This window comes from Duganella radicis, assembly GCF_009720825.1.
Lineage (GTDB): Bacteria > Pseudomonadota > Gammaproteobacteria > Burkholderiales > Burkholderiaceae_D > Rugamonas > Rugamonas radicis.
Genome location: NZ_WNKY01000035.1, coordinates 1 through 15,220, shown reverse-complemented (window position 1 = coordinate 15,220; position 15,220 = coordinate 1). Strand labels below are relative to the sequence as shown.

The following is a 15,220-nucleotide window of genomic DNA, read 5'->3' as shown; positions in this document are numbered from 1 at the left end:
ACCAAGAGAGCCTTCTGTGAGCGCATCTAAAATTTTCCGATTTTGCCTGACCCTGTTGTTGCTGGCGGCGGCCCTGTGGATGGGCCGCTCGGCGTGGGACCATTACATAGAATCCGCATGGACCCGCGATGGCCGCATCAAGGCCGACGTGGTCAACATCAGCGCCGATGTCGCAGGCACCGTGACCGAAGTTCTGGTGCACGACAACCAACTGGTGCGGAAAGGCGATGTGCTGTTCGTGGTCGACAAGGCGCGCTACGAAAACGCACTGGCGCAGGCCAGGGCCATGCTGGCGTCGCAGCAGGTGGAAAAAGGCCGCCGCACGCAGGAAGCCAGGCGCCGCGCGGGCCTGGACAACGCCATCGTCTCGGCCGAGAGCAAGGAAACCGCCGAAGCCGCGGCAGGTACAGCGTCGGCGCAATATCAGGCCGCGCTGTCGGCGCGCAATCTGGCGGAGCTGAACCTGGAACGCACCGTGGTGCGGGCGCCGGTCACCGGTTATGTCACCAACCTGAATGTGCATGCGGGCGATTTCGCCGCCGTCGGGTCGGCCAAGCTGGCGTTGATCAATAGCGAGTCGTTCTACGTGGTCGGCTACTTTGAAGAAACCAAGCTGCCGCTGCTGAAGGTGAACGACAAGGTGGCAGTACACATGATGAGCGGCGCGGCGCAACTGCAGGGCCACATCGAAAGCATCGCGCGCGGCATCACCGACCGCGACGCCAACATGGGCCGCGAAATGCTGGCCGACGTCAACCCGACCTTCAACTGGGTGCGGCTGGCGCAGCGCGTGCCGGTGCGCATCCACATTGACGCCAAGCCGAAGGATCTGGATCTGGTGGCCGGCACCACCTGCTCGGTGGTGATCCATGGATAGCCAGCTGATACGCCTGTTCCTCGACGCCGCGCAGCTGGGCAGTTTTTCGGCGGCTGGCCGCAAGCATGGCTTGTCGCCGGCGGCGGCCAGCGCCAGCATGCAACGGCTGGAGACGTCCTTGCAGGTCAAGCTGTTCGAGCGCACCACGCGCCAGCTGCGGCTGACCGAGGAAGGCCGCTTGTACCGGCATTTCAGCGAGCAGGCCATGGCCTTGATGGCGGAGGCCGAGGCCAGCCTGCATGCCGGCACCGGCGCGGTGCGCGGCGTGGTGAAGATTTCCGCGCCGTCCGACCTTGGGCGCAATGTGCTGCTGCCGATGCTGGACGAATTCCGCGCGCAGCATCCGGAGGTGCAATATGCGCTTACCCTGACCGACAACACCGCCAACATGGTGCAGGACGATATCGACCTCGCGCTGCGCTACGGCCAACTGGCGGACAGCGAGATGGTGGCGCGCGTGTTGGCGCCCAGCCGGCGCGTGGTATGCGCGGCGCCGTCGCTGATCGCGAAGGATGGCGGCCCCGCCACGCCGGAAGCGCTGGCCTGTCTGCCGACGCTGGTGCTGGTGACGGCGCTCGGGCCGATGCAGGAATGGCGCTATCGCAGCAACGATGAAGCCGACGAGCGCCTGTCGGTGCGCGTGCAACGCACGCAGCAGAGCAATGACGGTGAGGTGATCCGCAAGTGGGCGATTGCGGGCCAGGGCTACGCGTACAAGTCGATTCTGGATATTTCGGACGATCTGCGCTGCGGACGGCTGGTGACGGTGCTGGACGAGTATTTCACGGACAGTGCGCCGCTCAATCTTCTCTATCACCGCAACCGCTATCAGCCGCCGCGCATCGCACAGCTTATTGCGTTTTTGCAGGAGCGCTTTGCGGACCTGACATGAGACCCATTTGCTGTAGCAACGTGAGGTTGTCTTCGAGGTGCCAGTTTTCGGCGATGCGGCCATCCACTACGTGATACAGGTCGAAGGCCTGGAAGTCGATGGTCTGGCCCTGGCCTTGGGTTTCGCCGAACTTGCCGGTGAAGTGGCCGGTGAAGTGCAGGCGCACGGTGACGTGGTCGCCGTTTGGGACGATGTGGGTGGCCTCGGCGCGCAGGTCGGGCACGGCGGCGCGGAAGGCTTTGGAGGCTTGCAGCGGGCCGTTCGGGCCTTGCTCACGGCCCGCTGGCAGCGTGCGGTCGATGAAGTTGGGGGCCAGCGCTTTTTGCGCCAGCGCGGGGTCGCCGGTGTTCCAGAAGGCGGCGTAAGTGCGGGCGGCGTCGGCTACGGGGTCGGCGTGGGCGGCGCTGGCGGTGAGCAGGCTGGCAAGGACAAGGGCTTTCATGGTGGGCTTCCTTTCGTGGAGTGAAAGGAAGCCATTGTCCGCGCCGCCCGCCGACAGGGGAATGCGGTCGGCGCTTGAAGCACCTTCAACGAAAGATGGAAGATCAGCGCGCGCCAGCGGCGTCGATGATGGCGCCGCTGACGTAGGAGGATTGCTCGCTCAGCAGCCATAAAATCGTTTCGGCGATTTCCTCCGGCTGGCCGCCACGCCCCAGCGGCACGGTGGCCGCCAGTTTGTTGACACGGTCCGCATCGCCGCCGCTGGCGTGGATGTCGGTGTAGATGATGCCAGGCCGCACGCAGTTCACGCGGATGCCTTCCGGACCGACCTCTTTGGATAGCCCCAGCGTCATCACATCCACCGCGCCCTTGGAGGCCGCATAGTCGATGTACACATTGCCGCCACCATGGCGCGCCGCGCCGGACGACACGTTGACGATGCCGCCACCCTGCCCGCCGCGCGCGGTCGACATGCGCCGCACCGCCTCGCGACTGCACAGGAAGTAGCTCAGAATATTGGTATTGAAGACGCGCTGCAAACGCTCGGCCGGCATATCGGCCAGTTTGCCCTGCTGTTCCAGCACGCCGACGTTGTTGACCAGCGCCGTCAGCGGCCCCAGTTCTTCGTCGACGGCAGCGAACAGCCGCAATACGTCCGCCTCGACGCCGACATCGGCCTGCACTGCAATCGCTTCGCCGCCTTCGACCACGATCTGCGCGCGCAGGCGCTCGGCCGCAGCGGCGTTGCTATGATAGTTGATGCACACCGCGTAACCGCGGCGACTGGCCAGCAAGGCCGTCGCCGCGCCGATGCCCCGGCTGCTGCCGGTGACCAGCATCACCTGCTTCATTACTTGTCAGGGCTGAGGTGACTCAGCGCGTAGCTCAGGTGCTGCCACCAGTGCTCGCGCGACTGCACGGTGCGCAGGCATTTTTTATCCAGCTCGGTCTTGAACACCGGGTCCATGCACTGCTTGGTAAGCAGCGCATTGCGCTGGTTCTCGGCATTCACCAGCGCCACGCACAGCCAGAAAATCACGCCCAGGAATACAATCACCAGGCTCCACGCCAGATGATTGATGTAGGCCCATTCAAACAGGTTCTCCAGCGCTGGCGAAGATTCCTTGTAAATCTTCATGACCTGGCCTTCGGCCTCCTCTTGCTCGTTTCTTGGGAATTTCATGTCAATACCCGTCCTTCCTTGATTACTTCTTGCCGGCGCGTTCCTGCAAGGACTTCGCCACCAGGCTGTCCACCACCTGGAACATGACCTTGTGCGCCGCGTCGGCCGACGTCAGACCGTGGCCCGCCACTGCCGGCGAAGTGGTGTAGCGGCCGTCGATCACCAGTGCCGGCACACTATCCAGTTTATACTGAGTTGCCACCTGCTGCCCGCGTTTCAGCTTGGTCTGCACGCCGAAGGAGTTGAAGGCTTCCAGGTACTTGGTCTTGTCCACGCCGTTCTTCACCACGAAGTCCAGCAAGGCCTGGTCGGTGTTCAGGCGGTTGCGCTCGACGTGGATGGCGTGGAACAGCTTTTCGTGCAGGTTGGTGATGTTCATGGCTTCCAGCGTGTAGAAAGCCTTGGCTTGCGCGTCGTCGCCCATGTGCATGCGCTTGAAGACGATCTTGTCGCTGTTCTTTTTCACCCAGTCGGCCAGCAGCGGATCGAGCGCATTGCAGTGCGGGCAGTGGTACATGAAGAATTCCAGTACCTCGACCTTCTTGCCCGTTTCAGGACGCGGGCCGTTGACGGTGTTGTAGTCCAGGCCATCCTTGAAGTCGGCGGCGGCGGCGGCGGCGGCGGCGGCGGCGGCCATGAAGGCAACGGTGGCAAGCAGTGGACGCAGGAAGTTCAGGAAACGCATATCTATCCTTCAATGAGATAAGTGGCAAACGCGGGCAGATTACCACTTTTTCCCCGCTTCGGCCCAGGTATTAAGCTGGCTTTAAGGCCGGTGCTGCCGGGCTGTCTCCAGTTTTTCGCACAGCACGGCCGCGCCGTCGGCAATACGCGGCGAGGCGCGCACCAGCAGTTCACTGTCGAGCATGAACAGATTGTTGCGCTGCACCGCCAGCAAGCCTTGGTACGGCTTCCAGATATTGATGCCGGACTGGCCGTCATGCCGCTCGCCGCCGATCACGGCTTCCGGATTTTCCTGCAACACGGCCTCGGTGCTGACCGAGGGCGCCGTCACTTTCAGGCCGGCGAACACGTTGCGGCCGCCACACACGCGCAAGACGTCGCTGACGATATGTTCGCCGTTGAGCGTGAACAGCGGCTTTTCCCAGATCTGGTAGAACACTTTTACCGGCGGGCGCTGGGCGTAGGTGCTGGTCAATCTGGCGATCTTCTGGCGATAGTCGCGCGCGGCCGTTTGCGCGGTGGCTTCGGTGCCCAGCAGTTGGCCCAGGCGGGTCAGGCTGGTGGCTACCTCCTCCAGCTTTTTCGGTTCGCTGTAGAAGATCGGGATGCCCAAGCTTTTCAGCTGCGCCAGCTGGCGCTCGGTGTTCCCGGTTTGCCAGACCACCAGCAGATCCGGGCGCAGCGCCAGCAGGCGCTCCATGTCGATCTGGGCATCGCTGCCGATCACCGGGATGCGCCTGGCCGCTTCCGGGTAGTCGCTGTAGCTCATGGCGCCGACCACGCGCTCGCCGCCGCCGGCCGCGAACAGCAGTTCGGTGACGTGCGGCGCGGTCGAGATCACGCGCTGCGCCGGCCTGGCCAGCGTGACGCTGTTGCCGGCGTCGTCCCGCACCGTGATGGCTTGCGCGGCGCCGCCGGCCAGCGCCAGCATCATGAGCACGCGGCGCATCAGAACTCGTAGCGCGCCGAGATTTTCAGCTGGCGGCCGTCCGATGGATAGATGCCGTCCTTGCAGCCGAAGGCTTGCGAGTAGTAGCGCTTGTCCGTCAGGTTCTGGCCCGACACAGCCCACTCCCACTGGCCGAACTGGCGCGCATAGCGTGCGTCCAGCGTGGTGAAGGACGGCATCTCGGCCGAGCAGGTGTTGGTGAAGTCGCTGCCGTAGCGCTGTTGGTCGACCCACTGCACACCCACGTCGGCGTTCTGGCCGTCGCCGGTCCAGGCCAGGCGGGCGCTCAGGGTATTCTTCGGCACCAGCACCATCTCCTTACCGTTGTTGGCGCCTGCGCGGAACTTGGCTTGCACGTGCTGGTAGTGCGCGCTGACGGCCCATGCGGCGTCGATCTTCTGTTCCGCATCCAGCTCGAGTCCCTGGCGGCGGGTCGGGTCCAGGTTGGTGTTGGCGCCGAAGCCATTGATGGTCGGGTCGTAGAAGATTTCGTTGGTCAGGTTGTGGCGGAATACGCGCGCGGTGATCTTCTGCACGGCGTTGGCGTAGCTCAGGCCCAGCTCCGCGTCATGCGACTGCTGCGCCGCCAGCGGCTTGTTAGGCTTTGGCGTGACGGCATTCTCGTCCGAATTCGCCACGCGGTAGCTTTGCCCCAGTTTACCGAACACGGTGACCGCGGTGACCGGCATGTAGCTGGCTTGCAGTTCCCATGCATTCAGGCCCTGCACGATGTTGTAACCGGCGCCGGCCAGCGGATCGGTGAAGTCCTTGTCGAAGATTTCACGGCGCACACCGGCCGAGATGCGGCCTTCGTGCGCGGCATCGAAGCGCAGTTCGTCGCGCAAATACAGCGCTTTGGATTTCTGGCTGGCGTCGGCGTTGGAGGTGGCAAAGCCCGCGAAGTCGGCCAGGCCGGTGCGCTCCCACTTCATGAAGTCGATGCCGGCCACCAGTTCGTTCACCATGCCGTTGATGGCACCCAGCTTGCGCACGCGCGGCGAGAACTGCCAGGTCTTGCTTTCGTAGGTGGTGTGGTAGGCGCCGGCGCTGGAGATGTAAGCCGCTTCGACGGTCTTCTTGCGGTACGACAGATCGGCGGCGAGGTCGTGGCCAGCCACACGGTATTGGCCGAACACGGTCAGGCGGTCGCTGTCGAGCGAGCCGTTGTCGTCCGGTGTCTTGGTCTGGCGCGGGTTGGCGCTGAACTGCGCTTCGTTCAGCGATCCGGCGAAGCGCATGTCCTGGCGCGCGCCTTCGTAACGGAAGCCGATGCGGTCGAACTGGTTGGCGAACCATTGCGCACCGCCGCTGAAATGGGTTTGCTTGAAGTCGTTGTTGTCGCGGTAGTTGTCGCTGCGCTGGTGGTCCAGCGTGGCGTCGGCCGCGAAGTTTTCCCAGGCCTGGGCGCCGGAGACGCGCACTTCGCCGGCGTGGAACTGGCCGCCCTCGACGAACACGCTGCCACGGCGGCTGTTGGCGCTCGGGCGTTTGGTGACGATGTTGATCACGCCGCCGGTGGCGCCGTCGCCATACAGCACGCTGGCGCCGCCGCGCGTGATTTCGATGTGGTCCACGGTGTCGATCGGGATGGTCGACAGGATGGCGTTGCTCAGTTCATTTTCCGACAGGCGCACGCCGTCCACCACGAGCACCAGATTCTGGCTGCTGTTGGTGCCGAAGCCGCGCAGATCGAGGCCGAAGTCCGGGCTGCCGTCCAGCGACTGGCGGCCGTACACGCCGCCCACTTTGCGGATGGCGGCATTCACGTCGCTGGCGCCGGAGCGACGGATCTCGTCGGCGCTGATGATGGTGGCGCCGATCGGGGCCAGCGCCGGGTCGGCCTCGAAGCGCGCGCCGGTGACGGTCACGCTGCCAAAGTCTTCGGCCTGCGCGGCAAAGCACAGGGTAACGGCGGCGGCCAGCAGGCAGGGACGGAATACGGTCATGGTCAGTCTTTCAAAATTTAGGCCCCGACATTATACGCGTGACAAGTTGATTCAGTTTTTAGATATGATCCATCTATATTTACAGCATTGATTGCGGAGGGATGCGTCCTTATAGTGAAGACTGAAAGGAATTCTCTATGAAACTACCTACTTACTTCCTGTCGCACGGCGGCGGCCCCTGGCCGTTCATGATGGACCAGGTCGGCCATTTGTACGGCAAGCTGGATGCCTCGCTGCGCGATATTCCGCGCCAGATCGGCGTGACGCCCAAGGCGGTGCTGGTGATTACGGCGCACTGGGAGGGCCGCGATTTCATGCTGTCGTCGGCGGCGCAACCGCCGATGATTTACGACTACGGCGGCTTCCCGCCGCATACCTACGAGGTCCAGTACCGCGCGCCCGGTTCGCCGGACCTGGCGGCGCAGGTGCGGCAACTGCTGGAAGCCGGCGGCCACAAGGCGCTGCTCGATCCGCAACGCGGTTTCGATCATGGCACGTTCAGCGCCATGTATCCGGTGTATCCGCAGGCGGATGTGCCGATCGTGCAGCTGTCGCTCAAATATGGGCTTGATCCGCTGACGCACCTGGAGGTGGGCCGTTTGCTGGCGCCCCTGCGCGAACAGGGCGTGCTGATTGTCGGCAGCGGGCTGAGTTTCCACAACCTGCGCGCGTTCAACGCGGCGGGTGCGGCGGCGTCGCATGCGTTTGATGACTGGCTGCGCAAGACCATGGCCTTGCCGCCGCGGGAGCGCAGCGCGCAGTTGCTGGAATGGGAACGGGCGCCGGCCGCGCGCATGGCGCATCCGCGCGAGGAGCATTTGCTGCCCTTGATGGTGGTGCTGGGCGCGGCGGAGAATGAGGATGCCGCCGTGCCGTATCACGAAGACGCCTTCATGGGCGGCCTCGCGGTCAGCAGCTTCAGGTTCGGCGAAGCGGCCGCGGCGTGATCAAGTACCGCGCTTGCCGTTGGCGGCGGCGCGGGCTTTTTCTTCGGCGATGGCGGCTTTCTCGGCCGCCTTCTTCGCCATCTCGGCCTGGTGCGCCGCGAGGCGCACGTCGCGCGTGTCCGGCGTCTCCAGCGAGATGCGGCCCAGGGCGCCGCTGCGGTAGTCGCCCAGGAAGGTGTGCGCGGCCTTTTCGTAATCGAGGTCGCCGCCCTTCTGGCGGAAGCCGCGCTTGATGCCGACGCCCTCCACCACGCCGATGGCGTCCATTTTTTCTATCTCCTTGAAGCCGTAGCGCGCCACCAGCAGGTCCGGGTAGCGCGCCAGCAGCTCGCCGGCCAGGAACTCGGCCACTTCCTCCTCGATCAGCGCGTTGGCGCCGATGGCGTGGCTGGCGGCCAGCATCAGGCCATCGCTGGGCAGGGCGATCTTCGGCCACAGCATGCCGGGGGTGTCGACCAGGATGGTGTTCTTGTCGAGGTAGAGTTTTTGCTGCTGCTTGGTGACGGCCGGTTCGTCGCCCACCTTGGCCACGCGCTTTTTCAGCAGGGCGTTCATCAGCGTCGATTTGCCGACGTTGGGGATGCCCATGATCATGATGCGCAGCGGCTTGGTCGGCACGCCGCGGTGCGGCGCCAGCTGCCTGGCCAGCTCCGGGATGCGCGCCACGTCGGCCGGTTTCTTGGTGGTCATGGCGTAGGCGGTCACGCCGTCCTGGGCGTTGTAGTACGCGGTCCAGGCGGCGGTGGCGGCCGGATCGGCCAGGTCGATTTTATTGAGGATTTTCAGGCACGGGCGCTGGCGGAATTTGCGCAGCTCCTCCACCATCGGGTTGGTGCTGGCCTCGGGCAGGCGCGCGTCGACCACTTCGATCACCAGATCGGTGTTCTCCATCTGTTCCGCCGCCTTCTTTTTGGCGGCGTTCATATGCCCCGGGTACCATTGTATCGACATGCTGTGACCTTCAAAAACGTTCTGACAACCCGCTATTTTACCTTTATCATGAGGCGCTTTGAACCATTAATTACATAAACAATAACTCCGGAGTGCTGAAGATGAGCATAGCTGCACCGTTCAACCCGAAGGAAATCACCCTTCGCGGGATTATTCTGGGCATTCTGATCACCTTGGTGTTCACCGCCGCCCAAGTCTACCTCGGCCTGAAAGTCGGCCTGACCTTCGCCACCTCCATCCCCGCCGCCGTCATCTCGATGGCGCTGCTCAGCGCCTTCAAGGACGCCACCATCCAGGAAAACAACATCGTCCAGACCATCGCCTCGGCGGCGGGCACGCTGGCGTCGGTGATTTTCGTCCTGCCCGGCCTGTTGATGATCGGCTGGTGGGCGCACGTGCCGTTCTGGCCCACCTTCGGCGCCTGCGCCGTCGGCGGCGTGCTGGGCGTGATGTACACGGTGCCGCTGCGCCGGGCGCTGGTGTCGCAGTCCGATCTGCCCTACCCCGAGGGCGTGGCCGCGGCCGAGGTGCTGAAGGTCGGCATGGCCTCGCGCGAAGGCGCGGCCGAGGGCAAGGCCGGCCTGCGCGCCGTGGTGTGGGGCAGCCTGACCTCGGCCCTGTTTGCCGCCGGCGGCGCCGCCAAGCTGATGGCCGGCGAGGTGGCGGTGTTCTTCCGCACCGGCGCCGGCGCCACCGGCATCGGGGCGTCGAGCTCGCTGGCGCTGATCGGCGCCGGCCACCTGATGGGCATCACGGTCGGCATCGCCATGCTGGCCGGCCTGATCATCGCCTGGGGCATCCTGGTGCCGCTGATGAGCAATCTGACGCCGCTGGCGGCCGGGGTGGCGGTGGCCGACCACGCGCTGGGCATCTGGAAGACCCAGGTGCGCATGATGGGCGCGGGCGTGATCGGCATCGCCGCCATCATCACGCTGGCCGGCCTGGCCAAGCCGATCCTGGGCGGCCTGAAGTCGGCCATGGACACCGCGCGCAAGGCCAGGCTGGAGGGTGCGGTACTGGAGCGCACGGAAATGGACCTGCCGATCTTCATCGTCGGCCTGGTGACCCTGATCTCGCTGGTGCCGGCTGGCTGGCTGCTGGCCAGCTTCCTGCAAGGCGGCCCGCTGGCCGCGCTGTCGGCGCCGCTGGTGGCGGTGGGCGTGGGCTATGTGCTGGTGGCCGGCATCTTCGCCGCCGCCGTGTGCGGCTACATGGCGGGCCTGATCGGCTCCTCCAACTCGCCGGTGTCCGGCATCGCCATCCTGACCATCCTGGGCGCCGCGCTGAGCGTGGGCATGGTCGGCCGCACGGTGATGGGGCCGGAGGTGGCGCAGGCGCTGATCGCCTACGCGCTGTTCGTCACCACCGTGGTGCTGGCCGTGGCCGTGATCGGCAACGACAACCTGCAAGACCTGAAGACCGGCCAGCTGGTCAACGCCACCCCGTGGAAGCAGCAGGTCGGCCTGCTGATCGGCGTGGCGGCCGGCTCCTGCGTGGTGCCGCCGGTGCTGGAGCTGCTGAATCACGCCAACGGCTTCGTCGGCGCGCCCAACCTCGACGCGATCTCCGACTAGCCGCTGGCGGCGCCGCAGGCGCTGCTGATCTCCACCCTGGCCAAGGGCGTGATCGGCGGCAACCTGCAATGGGACTTGCTGGGGTATGGCGCGCTGATCGGCCTGGGCCTGGTGCTGATCAACTTCGCGCTGAAACACTCCAGCCACGGCAAGTACAGCCTGCCGCCGCTGGGCGTGGGGCTGGCGATCTACCTGCCGAGCGCGGTGATCACGCCGGTGGTGATCGGCGCGATCACCGGCTGGCTGTTCGACCGCGCGGTCGAGCAGCGGGCCGGCGGCGAGGCGGCCAAGCGCATCGGCGTGCTGGTGATGTCCGGCTTCATCGTCGGCGAGAGCCTGTTCAACGTGGCGCTGGCCGGCCTGATCGTGCTGTCCGGCCAGGGCGAGCCGCTGGCCATCGCCAACGGCATGAGCGAGGGCCAGAGCATGACCATCGCCCTGATCGCCGGCACCGCCATCGTCTGGGGCCTGTACCGCTGGTCGGCCAGGAACGGCCAGGCGGTGCAAGACTAGGCCGCATGCGCCCGGTCGCGCGATCGGGCGCTTAAATCTCCGCCAGCGCCCTGAGGTGGGCCACCACGCTGCGGCCCAGCGCCGACAGGTTGTAGCCGCCCTCCAGGCAGCTGACGATGCGCCCTTGCGCGTGCTGGCGCGCCACCGCCATGATCTGCTCGGTCATCCACGCGTAGTCGGCCTCCACCAGGCCCATGCCGCCGATGTCGTCCTCGCGGTGGGCGTCGAAGCCGGCCGAGATGAAGATCATTTCGGGCCGGAAGGCGTGCAGCGCCGGCAGCCATTGTTCCGTCACGATCTTGCGCACCACGTCGCCCTTGCTGTGGGCCGGCACCGGCACGTTGACCGCGTTGGCGGTGATCGGCTGCGGCGCGCAGTACGGGTACAGCGGGTGCTGGTAGAAGCTGACCATCAGCGCGCGCGGCTCGTGCAGGAAGGCTTCCTCGGTGCCGTTGCCGTGGTGGACGTCGAAGTCGACGATGGCCACGCGTTGCAGGCCGCGCACCGCCAGCGCGTGCTTGGCCGCCACCGCCACGTTGTTGAACAGGCAGAAGCCCATCGGCTCGCCCGGGCGCGCGTGGTGGCCGGGCGGGCGCACCGCGCAGAAGGCGTTGTCGATGTCGCCGTCCAGCACCGCGTTGGTGGCGGCCACGGCGGCGCCGGCCGCGCGCTGGGCCGCGCGCCAGCTCCAGGCGTTGAGCGCGGTGTCGGCGTCCAGCGGGTAGGTGTCGCCGTCGGCCGGCACGTTGTCGCGCACGATGGCGATGGCGTTGGGGCTGTGGTTACGCTCGAGGTCGGCCAGCGCGACCAGCGGCGCCTCGCGGTGCTCCAGCAGGTCGCTGATGTGCGATCCGATCAGCTGGTCGGCGATCGCTTGCAGGCGCGCCGGCGACTCGGGATGCCAGTCGCCCATGTCGTGACGCTGGCAGTCGGGATGGCTGTAGATGGCTGTGGTCATGTTATGTTTACTGCTGCGAGCTGTTTCTCGCATAGAATCCCCTCAGGCGCTAATCTACCATACATATCATGAGCACAAAATTGCATGCCGTGGCACGCCAGGTGGGCGACATCATCGTCGGCAAGGAGTTGCAGATACGGCAGGCGCTCACCTGCCTGCTGGCCGGCGGCCATTTGCTGGTGGAGGATGTGCCGGGGGTGGGCAAGACCACGCTGGCGCACGCGCTGGCGGTGTCGCTGGGCCTGCGCTTCAACCGCATCCAGTTCACCAGCGACCTGCTGCCGGCCGATGTCAACGGCATTTCGATCTACGAGCGCGAGAGCAATGGCTTCGTGTTTCATCCGGGGCCAATCTTCACCCAGGTGCTGCTGGCCGACGAGATCAACCGCGCCACGCCGAAGACGCAGTCGGGCTTGCTGGAGGCGATGGAGGAGCGCCAGGTCAGCGCCGACGGCGTGACGCGCGCCCTGCCCGCGCCGTTCTTTGTGATCGCCACCCAGAATCCCACGCATCAGATCGGCACCTTCCCGTTGCCGGAGTCGCAGCTGGACCGCTTTCTGATGTGTCTTTCGCTCGGCTATCCGGACGCCGCCGCCGAGCGCGCGCTGTTGATGGGCGAGGACCGGCGGGTGCTGCTCAAGTCCTTGCAGGCGGCCATGACGCCGGCCGAGCTGGCGCAGGCGCAGCAGGGACTGCGCCAGGTGCACGCGTCGGCGGCGCTGGTCGATTATGTGCAGGCGCTGGCGGCGGCCTCGCGCCGCAACGGCCTGTTTGCCGAGGGCCTCAGTCCGCGCGCGGCGATCGCGCTGTTGCAGGCGGCGCGCGCGTGGGCGGCGCTGGAGGGGCGCGACCATGTGCTGCCGGAGGATGTGCAGGCGGTGCTGGTGCCGGTCTGCGCGCACCGGCTGCGGCCGCTGAAGTCGGCGCACGGGGTGGCGCTGGCCAGCCGCGATCTGGTCTTGCAGCTGCAAGCGTCGGTGCCGGTGTAGCCCATCATGGTGGCGGCGCTGCAAGCCTGGTACCGCTGGGGCCGCGACCGGTGGCTGTTCCAGTTGCGCGACCGCGAGCCGGGCACGGTGGTGCTGACCATGCGCCGCGTGTTCATCCTGCCGACGCGCGCGGGGCTGATGTTTGCGGTGCTGCTGCTGGTGATGCTGGTGGGCGCGCTGAATTACAACCTGGGGCTCGGCTTCGCGCTGACGTTTTTCGCCGGCGCCTGCGCGGTGGCCGATATGTATCTGACGGCCAGCAATCTGGCGCAGTTGCAACTGGCGCCGGGCCGCGCGCCGCCGGTGTTTGCCGGCGAGGAGGCGCGGTTCGAGCTGCATGTGCTCAATCCCGGCCGGCGCGACCGGTTTGCGGTGTGGCTGGGCTTTCAGCAGGATGGCGCGCCGCGCTATGTGACCGATGTGGCGGCGGGCGGCGCCAGCGCGCTGCCGCTGGCGGTGCGCACCGGTGAGCGCGGCTGGCTGGCGGCGCCGCGCGTGCGGCTGGTGACGCGCTTTCCGCTGGGCTTGTTCAAGGCGTGGAGTTACTGGCGGCCGGACGCCAGGGTGCTGGTGTATCCGGCGCCGGAGTCGCCGCCGCCGCCACTGCCGTCGAGCGGCGCGGCCAGCGAGGAAGGGCATGGCACGGTGGGGCTGGATAATTTCGCCGGCATCCGCAGTTATCAGGCCGGCGATCCACTGCGGCATCTGGCGTGGCGGCAGATCGCGCGCCACGATCCGGCGCTGGGCGGGCAGCTGGTGAGCAAGCATTTCGAGGGCGGCGCGGTGGCCGAGTTGTGTCTGGACTTTGCCGCGCTGCCGGTGCGGATGGGGCTGGAGCAGAAGCTGTCGCGCATGGCGGCGTGGGTGCTGGAGGCCGAGCGGCGCGCCCTGCCCTACCGTTTCCGCCTGGCCCAGCATGACTACGGCCCGGCGCTGGGCGACGCCCACCGCGCCAGTTGCCTGCGCGCGCTCGCCCTGTTCGGCCGCGAGGGCGCGCCATGAAGGCCATGCGGCTGACGCGCGACAAGGCCGACACGCTGTTGCTGCTGGCCGCCGCGCTGATGGTGCTGGCGCCGCATTTCGCCCATCTGCCGCCGTGGATCGGCGCGCTCAGCTGCCTCACGCTGCTGTGGCGCGCGGCGCTGACGTGGCTGGGCAAGCGCATGCCGCCGGTCTGGCTGCTGGCGCCGGTGGCGATGGCGGCCATGGCCGGTGTCTACGCCAGCTATCGCACGCTGCTGGGGCGCGACGCCGGCGTCGCCATGCTGGCGCTGCTGCTGGCCTTCAAGCTGCTGGAGATGCACGCCCGGCGCGATCTGTTCGTGGTGACGTTCCTCAGTTTTTTTGTTCTGTTGACCAATTTTCTCTACTCGCAATCGATCCCGGCCGCGCTGTGGGTGGCGCTCACGCTGGTGGTGCTGCTGACGGCGCAGCTGTCGTTCCAGTACACCGGCGCCGTGCCGCCGCTGCGCCAGCGCCTGCGCACCGCCGCCACCCTGTGCGCGCTGGCGGCGCCGCTGGCGGCCGTGCTGTTCATTGGCTTCCCGCGCATTCAGGGACCGCTATGGGGCCTGCCCGGCGATGCGTCGGGCGGCAGGACCGGCTTGAGCGACAGCATGGCGCCCGGCTCGCTGTCGTCGCTGGCGCAGTCGGACGAGCCGGCCTTCCGGGTGCGCTTCGCCGACGCCGTGCCGGCCCAGCGGCAGCTGTACTGGCGCAGCATTGTGCTGGGCGATTACGACGGCCGCACCTGGACCCGGGTGCCGCGCAAGCGCGGTCTGCAACGGCTGGAGATCGCCGTCCAGGCGCGCGGCCAGCCGGTGCGCTATGAGGTCACGATGGAGGCCAGCCACACGCGCTGGCTGGCGCTGCTGGAATTGGCCGGGCCGGAGTTGCGCCTGCCCGGCCAGCGCCTGCGCGACACCGACGAGATGGAGCAGTACACCGCCGATCCGGTCGACCAGCGCCTGCGCTTCGGCGCCAGCGCCTATCTGAGCTACACGCTGCAAGCGGGCGAGCAGCCGCAGCGCATGGCGCGCTGGCTGGAGCTGCCGGCCGGCTACAACCCGCGCACGCTGGCATGGGCGCGGCAATTGCGCGCCAGCGTCGCCGGCGCCGCCGCGGGCGACATGGGCGAGCCGGCGGGCGGCGTCGGCGACGCGGCGAATGGCGCGACGGGCGGTGCGAATGGCGCGGCGGATGGCGCGACGGCCGGCGCGACGGATGGTGCTGTCGGCGCGCAACGCCGACACCTTTGGCGCCGACATCAAGAAAATGAACACCGCGCGCCTGACGGCGGCCGAGGTGCGCGAGAGC

At 66.7% G+C, this 15,220-nt stretch carries 14 protein-coding genes and 1 pseudogene; 7 read left to right on the top strand and 8 right to left on the bottom strand.

Features of this window, described 5'->3' with window-relative positions; translation table 11 throughout:
- Positions 1–16: 16 nt before the first annotated feature.
- Together GM676_RS23310 and GM676_RS23305 are read left to right on the top strand one after the other, a co-directional pair.
- Positions 17–877, top strand: a complete 861-nt coding sequence (locus GM676_RS23310; RefSeq protein WP_371866347.1) for an efflux RND transporter periplasmic adaptor subunit — start codon at positions 17–19, stop codon at positions 875–877.
- Positions 870–1,769, top strand: coding sequence for a LysR family transcriptional regulator (locus GM676_RS23305; RefSeq protein ID WP_155466427.1), 900 nt, complete (start codon positions 870–872; stop codon positions 1,767–1,769). The genes GM676_RS23310 and GM676_RS23305 overlap by 8 nt, the downstream gene beginning before the upstream one ends.
- On the opposite strand, the gene GM676_RS23300 is transcribed toward GM676_RS23305, so the two are convergent.
- From GM676_RS23300 to GM676_RS23275, 6 genes are all read right to left on the bottom strand, one after another.
- On the bottom strand, positions 1,729–2,211 hold the full coding sequence (locus GM676_RS23300) for an ester cyclase (RefSeq protein ID WP_155466425.1): 483 nt from the start codon (positions 2,209–2,211) through the stop codon (positions 1,729–1,731). The genes GM676_RS23305 and GM676_RS23300 overlap by 41 nt on opposite strands.
- 103 nt (positions 2,212–2,314) lie before the next feature.
- Positions 2,315–3,061, bottom strand: a complete 747-nt coding sequence (locus GM676_RS23295; RefSeq protein ID WP_155466424.1) for an SDR family oxidoreductase — start codon at positions 3,059–3,061, stop codon at positions 2,315–2,317.
- Positions 3,061–3,393 carry a hypothetical protein gene (locus GM676_RS23290; protein ID WP_155466423.1) on the bottom strand — a complete coding sequence of 111 codons (333 nt, stop codon included), beginning with the start codon at positions 3,391–3,393 and terminating at the stop codon, positions 3,061–3,063. The genes GM676_RS23295 and GM676_RS23290 overlap by 1 nt, the downstream gene beginning before the upstream one ends.
- A 22-nt stretch (positions 3,394–3,415) precedes the next feature.
- Positions 3,416–4,078 carry a thiol:disulfide interchange protein DsbA/DsbL gene (locus tag GM676_RS23285; protein WP_155466422.1) on the bottom strand — a complete coding sequence of 221 codons (663 nt, stop codon included), beginning with the start codon at positions 4,076–4,078 and terminating at the stop codon, positions 3,416–3,418.
- 81 nt (positions 4,079–4,159) lie between these two features.
- Positions 4,160–5,026 carry a cobalamin-binding protein gene (locus GM676_RS23280; protein WP_155466421.1) on the bottom strand — a complete coding sequence of 289 codons (867 nt, stop codon included), beginning with the start codon at positions 5,024–5,026 and terminating at the stop codon, positions 4,160–4,162.
- A complete protein-coding gene (locus GM676_RS23275; protein WP_170304349.1) occupies positions 5,026–6,972 on the bottom strand; it encodes a TonB-dependent receptor in 1,947 nt (648 codons plus the stop codon). The genes GM676_RS23280 and GM676_RS23275 overlap by 1 nt, the downstream gene beginning before the upstream one ends.
- A gap of 137 nt (positions 6,973–7,109) precedes the next feature.
- On the opposite strand from GM676_RS23275, the gene GM676_RS23270 reads away from it, so the two are divergent.
- On the top strand, positions 7,110–7,919 hold the full coding sequence (locus GM676_RS23270) for a DODA-type extradiol aromatic ring-opening family dioxygenase (protein ID WP_155466419.1): 810 nt from the start codon (positions 7,110–7,112) through the stop codon (positions 7,917–7,919).
- Here GM676_RS23270 and ylqF read toward each other — a convergent pair whose 3' ends face one another.
- Positions 7,920–8,843 (bottom strand): ribosome biogenesis GTPase YlqF, encoded by a 924-nt coding sequence (gene ylqF / locus GM676_RS23265; protein ID WP_229262833.1) that lies wholly within the window; start codon positions 8,841–8,843, stop codon positions 7,920–7,922.
- A 128-nt stretch (positions 8,844–8,971) separates the two neighbouring features.
- Between ylqF and GM676_RS23260 the strand changes: the two are divergent.
- Positions 8,972–10,957, top strand: a pseudogene (locus GM676_RS23260) (OPT family oligopeptide transporter).
- 31 nt (positions 10,958–10,988) lie between these two features.
- On the opposite strand, the gene GM676_RS23255 reads toward GM676_RS23260, so the two are convergent.
- Positions 10,989–11,915: a histone deacetylase family protein gene (locus GM676_RS23255; protein WP_155466417.1), complete on the bottom strand. Its 927-nt coding sequence runs from the start codon at positions 11,913–11,915 to the stop codon at positions 10,989–10,991.
- A 68-nt stretch (positions 11,916–11,983) separates the two neighbouring features.
- Between GM676_RS23255 and GM676_RS23250 the strand changes: the two genes are divergently transcribed.
- The 3 genes from GM676_RS23250 to GM676_RS23240 all read left to right on the top strand — a co-directional run.
- Positions 11,984–12,904 (top strand): AAA family ATPase, encoded by a 921-nt coding sequence (locus GM676_RS23250; protein WP_155466416.1) that lies wholly within the window; start codon positions 11,984–11,986, stop codon positions 12,902–12,904.
- Positions 12,905–12,910: 6 nt separating this feature from the next.
- Positions 12,911–13,906 carry a DUF58 domain-containing protein gene (locus GM676_RS23245; protein ID WP_155466415.1) on the top strand — a complete coding sequence of 332 codons (996 nt, stop codon included), beginning with the start codon at positions 12,911–12,913 and terminating at the stop codon, positions 13,904–13,906.
- The coding region (locus tag GM676_RS23240; RefSeq protein ID WP_155466414.1) for a TgpA N-terminal domain-containing protein at positions 13,903–15,220 on the top strand (1,318 nt) is incomplete at its 3' end. The genes GM676_RS23245 and GM676_RS23240, both read left to right, overlap by 4 nt.